The sequence below is a fragment of the uncultured Marixanthomonas sp. genome (assembly GCF_963974425.1).
GTDB lineage: Bacteria > Bacteroidota > Bacteroidia > Flavobacteriales > Flavobacteriaceae > Marixanthomonas.
Genome location: NZ_CAXBCK010000031.1, coordinates 27490 through 45912 on the forward strand (window position 1 = coordinate 27490; position 18423 = coordinate 45912).

The 18423-nt window shown below is 34.8% G+C and carries 16 protein-coding genes and 1 pseudogene; 7 read left to right on the forward strand and 10 right to left on the reverse strand.

Annotated elements, in window-relative coordinates; translation table 11 throughout:
- Positions 1–56: 56 nt before the first annotated feature.
- Positions 57–644, reverse strand: coding sequence for a HupE/UreJ family protein (locus tag AACZ92_RS10270; protein ID WP_339700737.1), 588 nt, complete (start codon positions 642–644; stop codon positions 57–59).
- An 82-nt stretch (positions 645–726) separates the two neighbouring features.
- Between AACZ92_RS10270 and AACZ92_RS10275 the strand changes: the two genes are divergently transcribed.
- Both AACZ92_RS10275 and AACZ92_RS10280 read left to right on the forward strand, forming a co-directional pair.
- Positions 727–1428, forward strand: coding sequence for a T9SS type A sorting domain-containing protein (locus tag AACZ92_RS10275; RefSeq protein ID WP_339700740.1), 702 nt, complete (start codon positions 727–729; stop codon positions 1426–1428).
- A 238-nt stretch (positions 1429–1666) separates the two neighbouring features.
- Positions 1667–2881 carry a site-specific integrase gene (locus AACZ92_RS10280; RefSeq protein WP_339700743.1) on the forward strand — a complete coding sequence of 405 codons (1215 nt, stop codon included), beginning with the start codon at positions 1667–1669 and terminating at the stop codon, positions 2879–2881.
- Between the two features lie 142 nt (positions 2882–3023).
- Here AACZ92_RS10280 and AACZ92_RS10285 read toward each other — a convergent pair whose 3' ends face one another.
- The 3 genes from AACZ92_RS10285 to AACZ92_RS10295 all read right to left on the reverse strand — a co-directional run bounded on the left by AACZ92_RS10285 (position 3024) and on the right by AACZ92_RS10295 (position 8067).
- The gene (locus AACZ92_RS10285) at positions 3024–4553 is read right to left on the reverse strand and encodes a T9SS type A sorting domain-containing protein (RefSeq protein WP_339700746.1); all 1530 of its coding nucleotides are present in this window, start codon (positions 4551–4553) and stop codon (positions 3024–3026) included.
- A gap of 114 nt (positions 4554–4667) precedes the next feature.
- Entirely contained in the window at positions 4668–7742 is a 3075-nt protein-coding gene (locus tag AACZ92_RS10290; RefSeq protein WP_339700748.1) for a tetratricopeptide repeat protein, read from the reverse strand.
- 40 nt (positions 7743–7782) lie between these two features.
- Positions 7783–8067 carry a transcriptional regulator gene (locus tag AACZ92_RS10295; RefSeq protein WP_339700751.1) on the reverse strand — a complete coding sequence of 95 codons (285 nt, stop codon included), beginning with the start codon at positions 8065–8067 and terminating at the stop codon, positions 7783–7785.
- Between the two features lie 297 nt (positions 8068–8364).
- On the opposite strand from AACZ92_RS10295, the gene AACZ92_RS10300 reads away from it, so the two are divergent.
- Together AACZ92_RS10300 and AACZ92_RS10305 are read left to right on the forward strand one after the other, a co-directional pair.
- A complete protein-coding gene (locus AACZ92_RS10300; protein WP_339700754.1) occupies positions 8365–9150 on the forward strand; it encodes a sigma-70 family RNA polymerase sigma factor in 786 nt (261 codons plus the stop codon).
- Between the two features lie 2 nt (positions 9151–9152).
- Positions 9153–10241, forward strand: a complete 1089-nt coding sequence (locus AACZ92_RS10305; protein ID WP_339700757.1) for a hypothetical protein — start codon at positions 9153–9155, stop codon at positions 10239–10241.
- 173 nt (positions 10242–10414) lie between these two features.
- Here the strand turns inward: AACZ92_RS10305 and AACZ92_RS10310 are convergent, their stop codons facing one another.
- Positions 10415–10756, reverse strand: a complete 342-nt coding sequence (locus AACZ92_RS10310; RefSeq protein ID WP_339700761.1) for a BfmA/BtgA family mobilization protein — start codon at positions 10754–10756, stop codon at positions 10415–10417.
- 784 nt (positions 10757–11540) lie between these two features.
- On the opposite strand from AACZ92_RS10310, the gene AACZ92_RS10315 reads away from it, so the two are divergent.
- The 3 genes from AACZ92_RS10315 to AACZ92_RS10325 all read left to right on the forward strand — a co-directional run bounded on the left by AACZ92_RS10315 (position 11541) and on the right by AACZ92_RS10325 (position 13110).
- A complete protein-coding gene (locus AACZ92_RS10315; RefSeq protein ID WP_339700764.1) occupies positions 11541–11747 on the forward strand; it encodes a hypothetical protein in 207 nt (68 codons plus the stop codon).
- Positions 11696–12631: a Fic family protein gene (locus AACZ92_RS10320; RefSeq protein WP_339700767.1), complete on the forward strand. Its 936-nt coding sequence runs from the start codon at positions 11696–11698 to the stop codon at positions 12629–12631. The genes AACZ92_RS10315 and AACZ92_RS10320 overlap by 52 nt, the downstream gene beginning before the upstream one ends.
- Before the next feature lie 257 nt (positions 12632–12888).
- Positions 12889–13110, forward strand: coding sequence for a tyrosine-type recombinase/integrase (locus tag AACZ92_RS10325; RefSeq protein WP_339700782.1), 222 nt, complete (start codon positions 12889–12891; stop codon positions 13108–13110).
- 194 nt (positions 13111–13304) lie between these two features.
- On the opposite strand, the gene AACZ92_RS10330 is transcribed toward AACZ92_RS10325, so the two are convergent.
- The 5 genes and pseudogenes from AACZ92_RS10330 to AACZ92_RS10350 all read right to left on the reverse strand — a co-directional run.
- Positions 13305–14273 carry a hypothetical protein gene (locus AACZ92_RS10330; RefSeq protein ID WP_339700770.1) on the reverse strand — a complete coding sequence of 323 codons (969 nt, stop codon included), beginning with the start codon at positions 14271–14273 and terminating at the stop codon, positions 13305–13307.
- A gap of 405 nt (positions 14274–14678) precedes the next feature.
- Positions 14679–14945, reverse strand: coding sequence for a hypothetical protein (locus tag AACZ92_RS10335; protein ID WP_339700773.1), 267 nt, complete (start codon positions 14943–14945; stop codon positions 14679–14681).
- 80 nt (positions 14946–15025) lie between these two features.
- A complete protein-coding gene (locus tag AACZ92_RS10340; protein ID WP_339700776.1) occupies positions 15026–15946 on the reverse strand; it encodes a type IX secretion system membrane protein PorP/SprF in 921 nt (306 codons plus the stop codon).
- A gap of 17 nt (positions 15947–15963) precedes the next feature.
- Positions 15964–17184, reverse strand: coding sequence for a gliding motility-associated C-terminal domain-containing protein (locus AACZ92_RS10345; RefSeq protein WP_339700779.1), 1221 nt, complete (start codon positions 17182–17184; stop codon positions 15964–15966).
- 169 nt (positions 17185–17353) lie between these two features.
- Positions 17354–18423: pseudogene (locus tag AACZ92_RS10350) on the reverse strand (hypothetical protein); the annotation flags it as partial.

Consider the following 18423-nt stretch of genomic DNA (forward strand, 5'->3'; position numbering starts at 1 on the left):
AAGTAATAAAAGTATAATTATTTACTGAAACTAAAATGGTTTAACTCCAAGATATTTCAGAAAAAAATAGGAAAACAATTGTCAATAAGCATCGGGATAACCAAACCTATTACTATCGACGAAATTACCAACACCCAATCCCGTTTATTAAAGCGGAAGATAGTTTGTACCAAAAAGGCTAAAATAAGCACTAAAATTACTACAATTAACTGTGCAGCTTCAATACCGAGGGCAAATTCTAATAAGTGCAAAATATCATTATCTCCGCTTATCATCTTAAAATAACCGGCAAAACCAAAGCCATGAATCAATCCAAAAAAGACAGTGGCAACATATAACACCCCTAACTTTTCAGCACGTTTTTCCTTTCCGGCCGTAAACAAATTAAACAAAGCTGTGACCAAAATGGTAATAGGGATTAAACACTCAATCCAACTACTAGAAACACTTACTACACCATAGTTAGCCAATAGAAGCGAGATGGTATGCCCTACGGTAAAAAGGGTTACTAAAATGAGTAATTTTCGCCACGCGTTAAAGTTGTAAGCAGCACAAAGCACTATAATAAAAAGCACATGGTCGTAAGCTTGCCAGTCGAGTACATGTTCTAATCCTAATTTAAAAAAAAGCCAAAAATCGGTCATTGAGGAAGGGTTTAAGATTTTTCAAAGGTAGGAAAAGTCAGCAAAATTTTATAACTTAGTAACCAACTGACAACCAACTATTATGAAAACACTATTACTTTTAGCAACATTTTTAATGGGTTTCACATCCATAAGCCAAGAACCAGACCCAGATTTATACCAAACGTGGTTTTTATATAGTTATGAATATGACCTCGGCGATTATATTTTAGTTTCTGAAATTGATCCAGCTATTTCTCCCAATTTAATAATTGAAGAAAGCTTAGATTTTTTCGGAAATGGTGCCTGCAATGGATACAATGGTAACTTTATATATGACGCTACAGCTGAAACTTTGACACCAGAAAATTTTGTGCAGTCCCTATTAAACTGTGATTATCAATCTCATACAGATTTTGAGCAAGGTTATTTTGGTTTCTTTAGTCCCAACGGAGGGTTTGAATATACAATAAGTACTGTTCCGAATAGTCCCGATGAGCAAGAATTGATTTTATCATTTGCACCAGGGTTTGACCTTACCTATAGAAATATAGAACTTTCCATTTCAGAAAATGAGGCGGTTACTTTTAAAACATACCCCAACCCAGTTTCAGAAACACTTTTTATCACTTCAGAAAAAAATACTATTGAAAAGCTGAATGTTTATTCCATAAACGGACAATTAATCCTTTCAGAGAAAGAAAACACCAGTCAACTAGATATTTCGGCACTTTCCAACGGATTGTATTTTGTGGAGATTACTTCGGAAAACGGAACGAGTGTGGAAAGGTTTGTAAAAAAATAAAGCTCCAACATCTCTGTTGAAGCTTTGTACCTTGGGCGGGAATCGAACCCGCACGTCGTTAGACACTGGATTTTGAATCCAGTTCATTTTTTAACAAATTTCACTAACAATACTCATAATCAATTAATTAACAGTCTTTTAATTTTTTATGATTTTAAATAATATCGATTAAAATCATAATTTGTTGTACCTATGTTGTACCAAAAAAGATTATCTTTATACTATACTACTCAAAGGTATGACTTCAAATGCTAAAATAGTTGTAAGAAAAAAACCGAATAAGGAAGGACTTTATCCATTGGCAATTCGTATTACCAAGAATCGTCATTCTACGTATCATTATATTGGTCATTATATTGATCTAAAATATTGGGATGGAAAGAATATCCGGGTTAGAAAGTCACATCCCAATTCAGATAGGTTAAATCTTTTACTTTCGACCAAACTTTCTGAGGCTAATAAAATGCTAATTGATTTACAATCACAACAGAAAGACATATCAGCTAATCAAATAAAAAAGCAACTTTATTCCTCTCCTGAATCTACTAGCTTTTTTGAAGTAGCAAATGACTTCCTTCATGAGTTAGAACTGAACAATAAACTGTCGAGGCTCTCCGCAGATAAAGCGCGTGTAAAACACGTTTTAAAATTCACCAAATCAAAGCAATTAACTTTCCCGGAGATAAACGAAACGTTTTTAAAAAGATTCCAAACGTACCTACGCAAAAAACACAATCTTTCAGAAAGGTCTATTGTCAATAATTTAGTTGTAATCAGGACTATTTATAATAGGGCTATTAAAATGGGTGTGGTTGATAAAAAGCTATACCCTTTTGGGGCTACTAAAATAAGAATTCGCTTTCCTGAAAGTGAAAAGGCAGGACTTACTAAAGAAGAGGTGAAAAAAATTGAATCTGTTACAGGCTTAACTGAAAATGAAACACATGCTCGAAATGTCTGGCTTTTCAGTTTTTATTTTGCGGGAATTCGAGTATCAGATGTTTTGAAGGTTCGCTGGGATGATATTTATGATGGTAGGCTTCACTACCGTATGAGTAAAAATGCTAAACTACTCTCCCTCAAGATACCAGATAAAATAGTTCCTATTTTAAAACACTACTTAGACGATAAACAGTCAAATACTGATTTTGTTTTTCCGGAATTGAAAAAAGCCAATTTAAGTGACCCAAAGGATATTTTTACCAAATCAAAAACAGCCAACAAAAAATTCAACAAATATCTAAAACAGGTAGCTAGTAAAGCTGAAGTGCAGAAAAAGATTACCATGCATATAGCCCGGCATACCTTTGGAACTATTTCTGAAGATAAAATCCCAATTAATATGCTACAAAAACTATACAGACATTCCTCGATAACTACCACAATAAATTACCAATCAAACTTCATCCATAAGGATACAGACGATGCTTTAGATAGCGTTATCAATTTCTAATAATTATTTGCCGAATTTCACAGAATCATAAAAAAAGAAACCTACAAATACACCTTTATTTTGAATTCCATTTAATAATATAGAAAAGAGCTGTCTATTGTAGACAGCTCTTTAGGTATTAACTATTAACTAAACTCTACTCTCATTTAATTTTTACGATTTTTTTGGTCATTGCTTTTCCTTGGCTAGTTATTATTTTCAAAAAATATATTCCAGTTTTTAATTGAGATACGTTAATAATTTGATCACTAAAAGTTGGAGTCATAACTAGTTTCCCTAAAGCATCATAAATTCCAATTTTAGAGATTAGATTATTGTTAGCATTAATGTGAAGTGTGCTGGAAACAGGATTAGGGTATAAAGATATTTGACTATCAAAATCAGATAACCCTAGATCTTCCGGGATTATTTTCAAAACCCAAATATCAATCCCTCCATTGTTATTTGTAAGGTCTATATCATTAGAGGTACTCTGGCCTGTTATAACAAAGCCACCATCATTTGCCTCTATTATATCATATGTCTGTTCATCTCCTGAACCTCCAAAATTTTGTTCCCAATCTATCTCACCATTTTCATCTAATTTTACTAGCCAATAATCATATCCTCCAAAATTTTCAGAAACATCACCATCAGTTGAGTTAGAATGACCAGAAACAATCCAGCCGTCATTTCCCATAGGTGCTATACCAAAAGCATTTTCTGTACTAGTCCCTCCAAGTGACTTTTCCCATATCATCTCTCCATTACTATCAATTTTTAAAACTAAATAATTCCAATCATCTGGAGCTATAACTTGAAAATAACCAGATACAATAAAACCTCCATCAGATGTTAGCTGTAAATCTTGACTACTATCTGCATTTGTACCTCCAAAAGATTTTTCCCATTCAAGCTCACCTACATCATCAATTTTTATTAACCAAATATCAAAATCACCATTGTTCCCCGTAACATCTCCATCGTTTGATGCAGATGATCCAGTAACAATATACCCTCCATCGCTTGTTTGTTTAATCTTGGTAGGACTATCACCGTTTGAACCTCCATACGATTTCTCCCATTCTATAGTTCCAGAAGAATCAATTTTAACAATCCAATAGTCATTACCTCCTTTGTTTTCGGAAACATCACCATCGTTAGAACCGGATTGACCAGCAATAATGTATCCTCCATCTTCAGTCTGATCTATACTTGCAGCGATATCAAGTCCAGATCCTCCATATGATTTCTCCCATTCTATAGTTCCAGAAGAATCTATTTTAACAATCCAATAGTCGAAAACACCGTTATTGGTTGTAACATCACCATCATTTGAAAGTGATAAACCCGCCATTATATAGCCTCCATCTAAGGTTTGAATTATTTCGTTAACACTTTCGATTTGAGTACCTCCATAGGATTTTTCCCATTCTAATCCACCTAATTCATTTAGTTTTACCACCCAATAGTCAAATTGCCCCTGATTTTCGGATACGTCACCATCTGTAGAGTCTGAACGTCCTGCAACAATGTATCCATTATCTGCGGTTTTTTCTATCGAATAAGAAGTATCATCTCCTGATCCGCCTAGTGAAATTTGCCAGTCAATATCAGCTTGAGCCCATAAAAAAAAGGGAGTGAAAATAAGTAAATAAGTAAGTTTAACTAAAATATGATTAATTTTTTTCATAATTGTTATAATTAATTGAGGTTAAAATTTTATTCTTACAATGTTAAGACAGACCTAACTATAAGACCCAAAAAATTGTAACAACTATCCATATAAATGTAACATGTGAATTAATCAGCTACTTTTTTTTACATATTCTGTTGGTGTTAGTCCAAACTCTTCCTTAAATAGTTTTGAAAAGTAATCAGGAGTATTAAACCCCAAAATATAAGCTACCTCAGCTATATTCTTTTCCACTTTTAAAATATTTTTCGCCTTTTTTAAACGTTCTTTTTTTAAAAATTCAATTGTAGAAAACCCTGACAGTGATTTTAATTTTCTATGTAGTTGCATACGACTCATGCCCATTTCAGTCGCAAATTTTTGAGTAGAGAAGTTTGGGTTAAATAACTGTTCGTCCAAAACTTTTTGTAAATGTATTATAAATTTTTTCTCGGTAGAATTTAAAACTATTCCTTTTGGGTTTAATACTAACTCTTTTCTATAATGGTTACGAAGGTTTTCTCTGGTATTTAAAAGGTTTGAAACTTTCTTTTTTAAAATTTCATGATTAAAAGGTTTGGTTAAGTAAGCATCTGCTTGACTATTGACTCCTTCCAAATAGGATTCATCTCCGGTTTTCGCTGTTAACAAAATAATTGGAATGAATGAGGTTATCTTACTTTCTTTTAGCTTTTTGGTTAGGCTATATCCATCTAATTTAGGCATCATTACATCACTTATAATAATATCCGGGACTTTTTTTTGAGCTATTTTTAAAGCCTCTTTTCCATTTTTGGCTTCTATAACTTCGTAAGATTCTAAGAAAATTGACTTTAATACTGCTCTTATATCCTTATTATCATCCGCGACTAAAATAACAGGGGCATTTTGTTTATTTTCATTCGAACTTATAAGGAATTTTTTATTTTCTTCTACCTCATCATCTAAAAAAACACTTACATCTTTAAGTTTTTCTTTATCTAAAGGAAGTCGCACTAAAAAAGAAAGTGTTTCTTCTTCATTAGTAATAGAAATAGTTCCTTTGTATAAAGTTACAAGCTCTTTTACTAATGCCAAACCTATTCCCACGCCATCAAAAGATTCATTTTTTTGGTAATAACGTTCAAATATTTTTTCTAACTCATTTGGATTCAATTTTACCCCAAAATTAGAAATATTTAAAATAAGTATTTTATTTTCTACTATTGCCTCAAAATTTATTGTATGATCTTTAGGTGTATATTTTAAAGCATTTGAAAGTAGGTTACTTATAATTTTTTCTATAACATCCTTATCAAACCAATTTTGTGCTATTTGAATATCTATTCTTTTTTTGAACACTATTTTCCTTTTTTCGGCTTGATAAGCATAAGGTTCTAATAGTGTTTGTAGAAACTCTTGAATATTTTCTTTCTTTAATAATAGCTTTATGTTATTTGATTCTAATTTAGAAAGCTCTAATAATTGATTGACTAGGTCTAATAGGCGATTGGTATTTTGATCAATTAGTTTTAAATGTTTTTGATCTTCATTAGATAAATGCTTTGAATTCAAAATTTGTAATGGACTTTTTATCAGGGTTAAAGGAGAGCGGAATTCGTGAGAAATATTAGCAAAAAATCTAGATTTTAGCTCATCGATTTCTTTGAGCTTTTGTGCTGTTTTAATTATATTTTGATACCCATAATAAAGAAAAACGCCTACTAATAATAGAACTATAAATGTACCAATAAATAGATTTCTTTGATTTCTTTTCTTTTCTTCTAAAAGACTATTATTAATAGATAGCATTTCAATTTCTTGCTCTTTCTTTTTGCTTTGATATTTTTGTTCTAACTCATTAATCTGTTTTCTATTTTGAATTTCCAATACTTTGTCTTTTAGAGGAATGTATTGTTGATAATAATAAGACGCTTCCTCATATTTCTTCATCAAACTATTTATTTTTGCCAATTTTAAAGTTGCAGTGGATAAAGCTTGAATGTCGTTTGACTTTTTCGATAATTTTTCTGCCTCCAAAAAAAATGGAAGACTTTTCGAATATTCATTTTCGTTTAAATATAGCTCTCCAATTATATAATTTGTTTTAATAATACCGTTTGAATCTTCAATCTGTTCATTAATTTTCAGAGATTTTAATAGTAAATCAAGTGCTTTTGAGTGATTATTAGTCTCGGAGTAAACTTGTCCCAATAAATAAGAAGCTTCTGCATCTCTCAGCATATTTTTTGATTTTTCAAAATACTCTTGAGCTTTTTTTAAATTTATTTCAGCTTCTTCATATTTACGTTGTAAAAGAAATACTCCTCCTAACCCTAAAAGAGCTATCATTTGATTGTTTTCATGAGAAGTTTTTATACTTTGCTCTAACGATCGTGAAAAATAGCTTTCCGCTTTTTCAAAATCATTTATTTCTAAAAATACTCCACCAATATTATACAAGATAGCTGCAACAGCTGGACTATCCTCTGCCTTAGATAAAATTGAGTCAGCTTTAATACAATAGTGAATTGCTTTATTTAATTCTCCTTTTTTATAATAAACCCCTCCTAAAACATTGTAAGCATTAGCCTCTCCTATGGAATTTTTTAAATTAAAATTTAAGGCTCTTGTTTTTTTTATGTGTTTTATAGCTTCATCAAATTGATTTAAATCAGTGTAAGTTATTCCTAATTGATAATGTGTAGAAGCTCGTAGGTTTTTGTTATTTATGTAATTAGCAGCAACCAACGCTTTTTTATAGTATTTCAAAGAACTATCACTTTGGTTGAAACTTGAGAAGTAAATTGCTTTGGTATAGTTCGCAATATGTATTGCATACAAATTGTGGTTTTTCTCCCCAATTTCAAAAATTTTCTTATTATAAATCAGAGAAGAGTCTTTATCTTTTTTTAACGAAGAGAAAAATAATTTTTTTAAATGACTTATTTTAAGGGAGTCACTTGATGTCTCATAAAGTGAAGAAGTGTTATAATCATCAACAATATTTTTTTTTATTTCTAGTTGTCTTTCATTCTTTTGCCAAGAATTATTAATTTCATATAATTCTTGTTGATTCTCAGTTGAATCTCTTATAAAAATATTTGATTCTAAAAGTTCAGTTGTATCACCGACTTCAAGGTTTTCCTTTTCAATTATGGAGTTATTTTTTTGGGTGCAGGAAATTGAACATAAAATAAAAAAATAAGAAAGTTTATTTAAGTTCATATTTAACTTTTACTAAATTATTTAAACTTTCTTTTATTATTCATTTCTTAACCAATTTAAAAAATTCAGAAAGTGTAATATTTCTAGATTGACAGATTTTATAAAGTGTTTCTACAGGAATACGGTATTCTTCAGTACTCTTTATTTTTCTAACAATACTTTCTTCTATATTATGATGGTCGGCAAAAGCTCTTTGGGATTTGTTAGAATTAAGCCAAGGTGTTAACCATTCTTTAGTTATGTATTCAGAAATGAGTTTATTAATGTCAGCCATATAACAAAAAAATAGAATACTTGAAGAATAATTGCGTACGTTCGTGCGCATAACAAAAAGTTTTATTATATTTGTATTAGTTTATTACATTTGCGATACTTCTTAAGTTAAATTATTAGAAGCAATCGCTTTGAATCTCGTACTAGAAAACTGGTAATTTTTATGCAACGAGACGATAAGCAAGATGCTCACGACCCGGGGCGTGGGCTCTCTTATTGTTGCACGGTATACCAGTACCTCTAGTACAATAAGTTGAGACCTGCGCCCTTCTGTATTTAGGTCCTTCTTTTTCGTATTCAAAGCTCATGTTCTTCTTTAAAGAAGCTTTGCAATACATAATAGCTCGTTATGCCACACCAAGAATATGAACGCTTTAAAATGGGATGTCCCGCTGCCCTTGCCCGTATCTATGCCACCTATCGAAGGCGTATCTTCTGGGTGGGATGGGAGCTGCTAAAGGATAGCTTTGTCATTGAATCCCTCGTGCAGGACACCTTCCTAAAACTGTGGATGCACCGTAACAAGATAGAAAGTGCCGACCATATGTATTATTTCCTGCGCTTTGTGATGAAACGCGAATGTATCTCCTACTATACCCGCCCGAGAAACCGTTTCCACAGGACAGTAAACTCTTTGGATCGATATGAAAACTATCAGGACTATATGGCCGGATACGACCCCTTGGCCGATGCCGAGAACCTGAAACGGCAGGAACGTAAACAGGAACTGTTTGACCGTGTCAAAAAAATACTTCCCCTACTCGATACCGAGAAACGGCACCTTTTGGAACTTTGCCTGAAACACGGTTTTCAATATAAAGCAATCGCGGAGGCGATGGGCACGGGCATTACCGAGACCGCGAACCAAGTAAAGAAAACCATTGAAGAGATCAAGAAAATAGTGGACAATGGGTGTACGCTCGAAACCTCCGGCAAAAACAATCTATCAATAAAGGTACAGGGAGAGATGACAAAGAAACAGATCGAGGTGCTGCGGTTGCGTCTGGAAGGCAAACGCTCCTTTGCCGCCATCGCCAATGAGCTAAAACTGTCACAAAAAGAGGTACACCAATCCTTTATGGCCGCCTACCAATTATTAAAGGAAAGAGATGCGCAGCAATTCCAATCCGCCTAATTATGGAGACCATGAAACTCACCCGAAAAATACAACTGCTGATCGACCTGCCCACTCCAGAGGAACGAAAAAAGGCACTCGACACCCTTTACCGGTGGCAGAACCGATGTTTTAGGGCAGGGAACCTTATTGTCTCGCACCTATATGTACAGGAAATGATCAAGGAGTTTCTGTACCTCTCCGAGGGGGTACGATACAAACTGGTCGATCAAAAGAAAGATGACCTAGGAACATTGAACCGTTCCCGTATCAACACCACCTACCGTTTGGTATCGGATCGCTTTAAAGGGGAACTGCCCACCAACATCCTATCCAGTCTGAATATGGTGTTGCATTCGACTTTTAAAAAAGAGCGGGATTCCTATTGGAAGGGCGAGCGTTCCCTAACAAATTTTCGAAGGGATATGCCCTTTCCTTTTAGTATGGAGGGGGTAAGCAAAATCTCATATAATGCTGAGAAAAAAGCATTTTGTTTCAAGCTCTTTGGCCTCCCGTTGAAAACCTATCTGGGGAAAGACTTTACCGACAAGAGGAAGCTATTGGAACAAGCTGTGGAAGGTAAGACCTCTATCTATACTTCTCACTTGCAACTCAAAGACGGAAAGGTGTTTTGGTTGGCTGTCTTTGGGATCGAGAAAGAAAACAACAACGTAAAACCAGAAGTAATTGCAGAGGCTTCCCTCTCCCTGGAGTACCCGATTACGGTAAAGGTGGGCAGGAATAGAAAAACCATTGGCACCCAAGAGGAATTCCTCTACCGAAGGCTTGCCATTCAGGCCGCCCGAAAGCGCGCACAGTCCGGGGCAAAATATACACGACCCGGAAAGGGGCGTAAACGGAAGCTAAAAGCCGTAAAAAAGTTTGAACGAAAGGAACGCGACTATGTTAGGTACCGGATGCACGTCTATAGCAGGGAACTGATTGATTTCTGTGTACACCACCAGGCGGGCACGCTTCTGTTATTGGAACAAAAAGAAAAAGAGGGCATCGCCAAAGGCAAAGCGTTTGTCCTTCGGAACTGGGGCTATTACGGATTGCTTGAAAAAATACAGTACAAGGCCAAGAAGGCGGGCATCGAGGTACTTCTATAAAGACTATTTTGCGAAAAGAGGGTGCTTGTACACCCGTAGGGTGGGGTCAAGCCGAGGCACCCACTAAGTGTCCAAAGAAAGCACATACAACGCGTGGCTCTCTTATTTTTATTGGAGTTCAGAGGCTTGGTTTAAAAACGGGATATGATTTGAAAAGTCTTTCGTCGGACTGTTCATTGGGTATCTCTGCCAAAACTTTTCTTTTCCCTATACATAGGTTTACTCTCACTTTGTTTTTCGAACAGCCTGTCCAGCATCTCCTTGGTTGGCTTTGTCTGCTCCCTTTCTATTTGCCTCAATATGGCGACAACCGCATCCATACGTTTGTCGATCAATAGCTTTAAACTGTGGATGGAATTGTCAAAGGGCACAAAGGGGTCAATGGAATGTTTCTCAAAAAAGTCCAACATTGCCTCTAGGGTTTCGGTATAATTGACATCATTTTCTATGGCGTACTGTTTGAACCGTTCGACGGTATCGGTGTGGAAACTGACTCTTGAAAATCGTGAACTCATAGCTAAAATTTTTAAATTAGGACAATCGATTGTACTGTGAATGGGGCCTACCAGCCTTTTTTGTGAAATTTGTCGTAAACCTGAATTTTGCTAAAAAAACAAAATAAACGTAAAAAACTGTAAAACAAGGTTTTACAAGCTAAAAACAAATACATAACATCGCGCAGCGTGTTATCCTCTTGCTTCTCATTTTTGTCCGCTACGCTCCCCAAAATGGAACCTTTTTCTCTGTAAGGTACGGCTTAAAAACATCATTAATTTCGATAGCAAATGGTACCAGATAAAATGCCAAGAAAAACCATTTACTTATTATATCCAGAGCGTTTTCCTTTCCAATCATGTTAAGTAACACAATCAGTTTTAAAGTATCTCTTTAAAAAAGAATTCATTTTTTTAAACTCATTTCATTTACTTCCTATAGCGCCTTCGCTGTTACCTTTCCGAAACACCTACTTAAATTTAGACTGAGTAAGGACTTATAAAAGGGAGTAGGCGACCGGTTATGCAGTCTGTCTCAGACTAAATTTTATTTCTTTGTGAAGGGAAGGTGATGGTGAGTTGGGATGTTGAATTTTAATGGAGAAGCTATTCACTATATAAATTGATACGCAAATTATAAAAACAAGTAAAACTCAACGGACTCTATTTTAAAATTTTAATTTCGACCTTTCAATTTTTACGGATATTAAAAAAAAAAATTGAGATTGTATCCAAGACAAAGCAATGAAGCGGAAATGGGATGGAACGGGTTAAGTGTAACAAATGTAACTTTTACTCCTTACAGATGGCCGAATTTAAAAGAAATGAGCCTTATAATACTTTGCCAGTACTACCACCCAAGGCAGATTTAGAAACAACAATAGTACTTCGTAAAACTATTGAAGCAAGTAGAGCGTTGGCAAAACTTAATGGGATGCTCATTAATTTACCCAATCCAACTTGTTCCTGGACACTATCCATTTACAAGAAGCAAAAGCAAGTTCAGAAATAGAAAATATCATCACAACAAATGATGATTTATATAAAGCCACTGTTGCAGATAAAAAATTTGAGAATACAGCAATTAAAGAAGTAATAAGCTATAAAGAAGCCTTATGGAAAGGATTAAATACAATTGACAAAAAACCATTTATAACCACAAATCTATGTGTCGAGATCGTCCAGAGTATTAAGAAAAATACAGCTAGCATTAGAACAACACCAGGTACTGCACTCAAAAATTTACAAGGAGAAACTATTTATACGCCTCCTACTGGTGAATCTGTTATAAGAGATAAGTTAGCTAATTTTGAAACCTTTATAAATGAAAAGGAAAACACTATTGATCCAGTAATAAAAATGGCACTAATACATTATCAGTTTGAAGCAATCCACCCATTCACAGATGGCAATGGTCGAACCGGACGAATAATACTCCTACTCTATTTAAAGATTGAAAATCTCTTAAATATTCCAGCCATCTATTTGAGTGAATTCATAATTAAAAATAAAGCGGACTACTATACCAAATTACAAAATGTAACCGAAAAAGGCGCTTGGGAAGAATGGGTTCTATATATGTTAGAAATGATCTCTTTTACAGCAAAAAAGGGATTGAAGTTGTTAGAGCAAGTAAATCAATTAATGCAAGCCTATGCTGAAGAAGTAAAAGTTAGTTTACCCAAGGTTTATTCTAAGGATTTAATTGAAATACTATTCAGGCTACCCTACACCAAAAGACAACATTTAATAGATGCGAGTTTGGGCACTGCTAAAACCGTAGGAAACTATTTAAATGATTTAGAAGATGCAGGTTTTTTATCCTCAGAAAAAGTTGGTAAGGAAAAGCTATATTTCAATTTTAGATTGATGGAGGTCTTGGAAAAAACCAGTTAATTTTACCCTGTCGATAACTTTGACCTAATTATTACATTTGACTAAATTTTCATGATTTGTCGACTATATGGGTGCAATATCCTTCGAATTATTTCTTGCTACACGTTCTTAATTTTCAGACCCTTAATTGAATTACGTTCCCATTCTTAGTCCAAAGTATTAAGAAAAGCATCCATATCATCTCCTCCTCTGCTTTGGATAGCTTGGACAAATATAAAGGTCATCCAAAAGCGTTAAATGATGAATAGGAGCACCCTATATCAAATAACCAAAAGTCAAATGCTTACTTGAAAGAAATTGCTAATCTCTGTAATATTACGAAGAATTTGACGCTCCACTTAGCACGTCACACATTTGCAACAACGGTTACATTGTCTAATGGAGTTTACTTAAAAATAGTTGACAAAACATTAAGGTATAAGAATTTACGAATGACTCAGCGCTATGAAAAAATAATGTACAAGTATTGGTATATATAAACATAAAGGGCAGGTAGGCAAAATATTTTATTAAAAAATATTCTAAACTAACTCTATCTTAACCGTATGTTTGAACATCGATTTTAAGATGCTTTCTAAAAAACCCTAGTGAACTTTCATAATTTTCTAGAAGAAAATATCAACTTGTAATGAAACACACTTTTAAACACTTCGTAAATGAACTTTAAATAATGTTAACCCCCTAAATATATAAATGTATTTACACTTAACGTTTTTGGGGTTATATCTAAGGTTTGTTGTGTCACGCCACCATTAATACTACTAGCTGAAGCCGTATGACCATGGCCGTTCATAGTATTACCTGAAAAACTTGCTGAGTGTGCATGCGTATTCATGGTGTGGCTATGGTTTCCGCTAGATTGGGTACTAACATAATGATCATCACCAGCATATTTTTCATTATCACCAGTAGGATATTGTCCATCACCATTTGAAAAGTTACCATCGTCTTTTTCAACCATATTAAGGCTATGAGTATGGGTTCCATTACTACTCATAGTAGATCTTGTAGAGTTTACATTTACACTTCCAGTAGGTGTGCCTGCACTAGCGGCATTTACTGATACCGTAGGAGTAATATCAGGTAATTGTTCTTGCGCTATTGTTTTTTGATTACTGCTACTAATACTACCTAATGCTGTACCATTTTGAGACAAATAGCTATTGGTAGCATTAGGCAACGTACCAGTAAAACCTAACGCAGTTGCTTGAGCTTGTTGTGTGGCAGTTAAACTACTTATATTTCTACCATCTAACTTTACCCAACCATTATGATCTACTCCTTGAAAGCCTTGTTTAACATCTCCATATACACCATTTGCTACTTCTCCTACCGTTTCCCAATTTGTCCCATTAAAAAAATAATATCCAGTGTCAGTCACTAAACCAGTTTGACTATTATCTGGGTCAGTTCGGGGAGCTGTTATATACACCAGAGCACCCACTTGGTCTGTTGTATATGTTTTGTTATTTAATTCATTACCGGTTAGTCGAGGCGGAATAATACCGTCCATTTCTGATACAACTGAAGGGTTTCCATTAATATCTAAGGTAGCTTTAGGAGATACAGTGTTTATTCCTACTTGAGAATAAACAGTAACAACTATTAATAAAGACAATAAACTTAGTAAATTTCTTTTCATGGTTAAATACTATAAATAATTAAAAATGCTATACTTTGTGGGGAATTTCTTATTTTTTTTCAAAAACATGCCAAATATAATAATTATTATAAGAAATAAATTTTGATAAGCTACTATTTCCACAAATACAAATATGAAGCTATATCGGCTCTATAAAGTAAGATACTGGTAATTAAAATATGTTGTTATTTAATTGGTATTAATTGGACTTAGATAGCTAAGTCAATACTAAGGTAATTATTATATTAAACTCATTAATATTTTTTCTGCAAACTGATGTCAATTCTTACCTCTACCAGTCCCTATTGCCCATCTACTTAAATAATTGGACCGCTTCGCAGCCGTGGCAAAAGACCTTATAATAAACTCAAAGCCATCCGAATTAACACCGGTATGTATAAATTTCTAAATCTGTATTTTAGGCTTTCTTTCCACGCTGCATAGTGCCATACTAAACATGCCAAAATTTTCTGAAAATGTCATAATCACTTCAACCAGATAATATATCTGCCAAATAAGTAGATGGGGGAATATCAAGACATTAAAATAGTAGGAATTGGCCAATTTCTCGAACAGTTCTTGAGATTCAAATCCCGTTTCCACCACATCCCTGTAAATCTCTGCAGCTTTTATATAGGCATGCTCTTCATATTTCTTGTTGGCATCAGTCAATTTTTTCCTGTTGGGCAAAAAGTAACGGATAGCAAAACAATAATTCGATAGTGAGTGTTTTTTTTTCATAATTCTCATAATTAGAAAAATCTTGGACTAATAGTTCTTTGAGTGCGGGTTCCGAGTTCAAACCTCAGAAAGATTTCATGGGAGCCGGAATTGTAGTTTCCAAGTTCTGTAGTATTGTAATCATAGGAGTATCCCAGCATAAGCCCATCACTTACTTGAAACCCTGCCAATGTGCTAAAGGTAACATCATATCGGTATGCCATTCCCAAAGTAAATTTTTCCTGATACATAAAATTGGCAGAAATGTCAACAGAAACAGGAGCACCACTAACCATTTTTGTAAGCACAGCCGGTTTAAACTTAAAGTCTTCATCAAGTTGGAACACATACCCTCCGATAAGATAAATATGGATTTTTTCTGAAGCTGTAGAAACAGCTATTTCATCATAATGTTCCGTCTCTAGAATGTTGGGAGAGGAAAGGCCAAAGTACCAGCGATCACTGTGCAGGTAGAGTCCCGTTCCAACTACAGGAGATTTAACGTTTGTACTTGTCAAATTCACATCGGTTGGATCGTGAATTTCGAGTTTATTTATGTCTATATCCAGTATGTTCAGCCCTCCTTTTAATCCCAAAGAAAGCTTGGTGGATTGGGAGACTGGAATGGTATAGGAAAAGTCGGCCGTAAAGATGTTCTCTATGGAAGGCCCAATTTTATCACTATAGAAGTTAACTCCTAGACCAACGCCTTTTACCCCGACTGGTGAATTAACAGAGAATGTCATGGTTTCAGGTGCACCTTCCATTCCCACCCATTGGTTTCTGTAGATTCCGTTTATACTTAAGACTCCCCTGCTTCCAGCATAAGCCGGATTGATAATAACAGTATTATACATATACTGAGTAAACTGAGAATCCTGTTGAGCAAGTCCGGTATTAGCTGTAAATAGTAACAGACCAAACAATATAACCTTTATATATTTTAATATCATATTATTGTGCTTAAATTTTAATTTCCATTAAGGTACAAGTAGCCTTGCTTTTGAAAAGGCTTTCGATCTCCTTTCTCTGTTTCATATTCAAATTCAAGAACATAGAAATAAGTACCGGCTGGCAGCTGATCTCCTTTGTTCGAATGACCATCAAAAACACGTCCCGCCAACCCATAATTCGTCGTTTCAAAAACTTTCCTACTCCAGCGGTTGAAAATTTTCACAGAAATATTCTGGGCACAGCCTCCATTGTTCAATTGATCAATAAGAAAATAATCGTTTTTCCCGTCTTTATTAGGTGTTATAGCATTATACACCACTAACTCACAGGGTAAAATGTCATCTGTCTCTACAATTGCCAGCGTAAAAATTCCTTTATTAGAAACCACGGCCGACACACTTTTATTCCATTCATCAACCACTCCTCCTTCATCTACCCAAAGTTGTTGTTCTTCATCCCAACGCACAATATGTAATGCTTCTGTATTTTGCAACATTAAATCAGAGGTGGTCGCTTCATTCCAAGAAAGAGTTACAACTACTTCTGAATGCGTTCCAACGGGTTCTAACTTCCAATATTCTGCATTATTAATCGTATTTATAACATCTGCTTTGCTTAGTAAAGGGTATTGGGTATCTGGGTTCTCCAAAAAATAGGTGGCTTTATAAAGAGGGTTTATAGCTTGTGCGTCTGAAATGGCAAGCGTTCTATAATAGCCTTGATGTCCTATGGGGAATTCAAATTCGGTGTTTCCAATTTTTTCGACCGAGCCATCTACATAACTAATATTAGAAGCATTTTTATAGCGAGCTGTTTCTCCAAAAAGAAAACTACCTCCATAATTTCTGTTATCGATAATCCCATTGTTAAAATCCACTTCCCCTTCAATATTGATATCAGCTTGTAATAAAAAAGGAACGGGGTACGTTTTATTTTTAAAGAGGATATTTGAAAAAAAAGTGTCTCCTTCTCCACTTATAAGTTGAGCATCAAAACCAACAAATTGTACTTGAGCGTTTGCTTCATAGTGATCTACCTCTCCGTTATTATAAAAATTGGCATAGCAAAACAGGGTGCCATCGTTAAACAAACTTCCCGTATCAGTATTTTTAAGATTAGAGAGCGTTGAAAATTCTGTGTTAGGAGAAACATACAGCTTTCCTGAATTTACAGTCTGAGCTATTAAAAATGACCCAGAAAAACAGAATGTAACAAGAAAAATAAGAGTCTTATCCATAATCATTAGGTGTTTAATTACAAGGAAGGAACCTCCTAGCCTCTTTTGTAATACGTGCAAAGACGCATTGATCTCTTTTTTTTTGTTTCCTATAACTCCTAACAGTTTTGCTATTAGGAGCGTTAGGGAAAACATTTCTTTTATAAACATATTTGGTGATTTGTAATTATTATTTTACTACAAACACAATGTTCATATAAGAAGAAGGAGTAGCAGTCCCTATAATATCATAGGTTAAAACTCCATTGGCATTAATACTTAAGTTTGAGAATACACTTGCATCATAATGTGTAATGTGGTATTCCAATTCGTTAGCATTTAAAGTAGGTATAGAGGTATTAGCACCTGTACTACTTACCAAAGTTGTTTCAAACTGGTTTTTATATTCCTGAAACAGGTCTTTAGTTAATGCTGTGCCTCCTGCCGAGGTATCAAATATTATTGCTGGCATATAGAAAAACTTAGGCATCGCGGCTTTAACGGATTTTAACACCCCGTCAGCATCTACAACCACTACCTTATCTGTATCCACATTACCAGCCTCATTGGGAAGGTCTGCAATTCTTGCATTCCCGTTTACCTGCAATTTTTGATCAAAGGTTGTGGTTTCAAAATTATCAAACCCAACACCCGTTTTTCCATTTTTCAGGATGGTAAAGGCATCGTGTCTATTGGTATCATGTAATCCAGCTCCTATATTAAATAAACGATCGTTTATATCCCAAGTAGATGAATTAGCCGGTGTGTAATTTGTACTGAAATATCCACCGACAATTTCATAAGCAGAATATGCTGTGTTTTGGGCACCACCTATCACAACAGAAAGAGCACCCGTAGCTTGGTTATCACTACCACCCGAAACGGTTGAACTTTGTCCTGTTACACTATTTTTATAACCTCCAGCGACCACTCCATAAATTCCCGTAACCGTATTGGTAGAACCTCCAGAAATAGTCGAAGCATTTGCTGAAGCTGTATTCAACAGACCCCCAGACACTGTTGCAGCCAAATCAGAAGCTGTGTTTGAAGCACCTCCTCCAATTGTAGAAACGATACCAGAGGCTGTTTGACCTTCGCCAAAAGCCACAGAATAGTTTCCAACACTACCCTGATGATTGCTACCACCACGCACGGCTCCTTCTATATCTATAGCAGCACCTGTATAGGCAGCATCTTTACCTATGGCAATAGTACCCATTTGGTAAATGTTTTCAGTGTTGGAAGTCGCTTCATCTGTGG

What these genes read in the sequence shown, in the direction of transcription:
- AACZ92_RS10270 (WP_339700737.1), bottom strand. Translation starts at nt 644, where the DNA reads ATGACCGATTTTTGGCTTTTTTTTAAATTAGGATTAGAACATGTACTC.
- AACZ92_RS10275 (WP_339700740.1), top strand. Translation starts at nt 727, where the DNA reads ATGAAAACACTATTACTTTTAGCAACATTTTTAATGGGTTTCACATCC.
- AACZ92_RS10280 (WP_339700743.1), top strand. Translation starts at nt 1,667, where the DNA reads ATGACTTCAAATGCTAAAATAGTTGTAAGAAAAAAACCGAATAAGGAA.
- AACZ92_RS10285 (WP_339700746.1), bottom strand. Translation starts at nt 4,553, where the DNA reads ATGAAAAAAATTAATCATATTTTAGTTAAACTTACTTATTTACTTATT.
- AACZ92_RS10290 (WP_339700748.1), bottom strand. Translation starts at nt 7,742, where the DNA reads ATGAACTTAAATAAACTTTCTTATTTTTTTATTTTATGTTCAATTTCC.
- AACZ92_RS10295 (WP_339700751.1), bottom strand. Translation starts at nt 8,067, where the DNA reads ATGCGCACGAACGTACGCAATTATTCTTCAAGTATTCTATTTTTTTGT.
- AACZ92_RS10300 (WP_339700754.1), top strand. Translation starts at nt 8,365, where the DNA reads ATGCCACACCAAGAATATGAACGCTTTAAAATGGGATGTCCCGCTGCC.
- AACZ92_RS10305 (WP_339700757.1), top strand. Translation starts at nt 9,153, where the DNA reads ATGGAGACCATGAAACTCACCCGAAAAATACAACTGCTGATCGACCTG.
- AACZ92_RS10310 (WP_339700761.1), bottom strand. Translation starts at nt 10,756, where the DNA reads ATGAGTTCACGATTTTCAAGAGTCAGTTTCCACACCGATACCGTCGAA.
- AACZ92_RS10315 (WP_339700764.1), top strand. Translation starts at nt 11,541, where the DNA reads ATGGCCGAATTTAAAAGAAATGAGCCTTATAATACTTTGCCAGTACTA.
- AACZ92_RS10330 (WP_339700770.1), bottom strand. Translation starts at nt 14,273, where the DNA reads ATGAAAAGAAATTTACTAAGTTTATTGTCTTTATTAATAGTTGTTACT.
- AACZ92_RS10340 (WP_339700776.1), bottom strand. Translation starts at nt 15,946, where the DNA reads ATGATATTAAAATATATAAAGGTTATATTGTTTGGTCTGTTACTATTT.
- AACZ92_RS10345 (WP_339700779.1), bottom strand. Translation starts at nt 17,184, where the DNA reads ATGGATAAGACTCTTATTTTTCTTGTTACATTCTGTTTTTCTGGGTCA.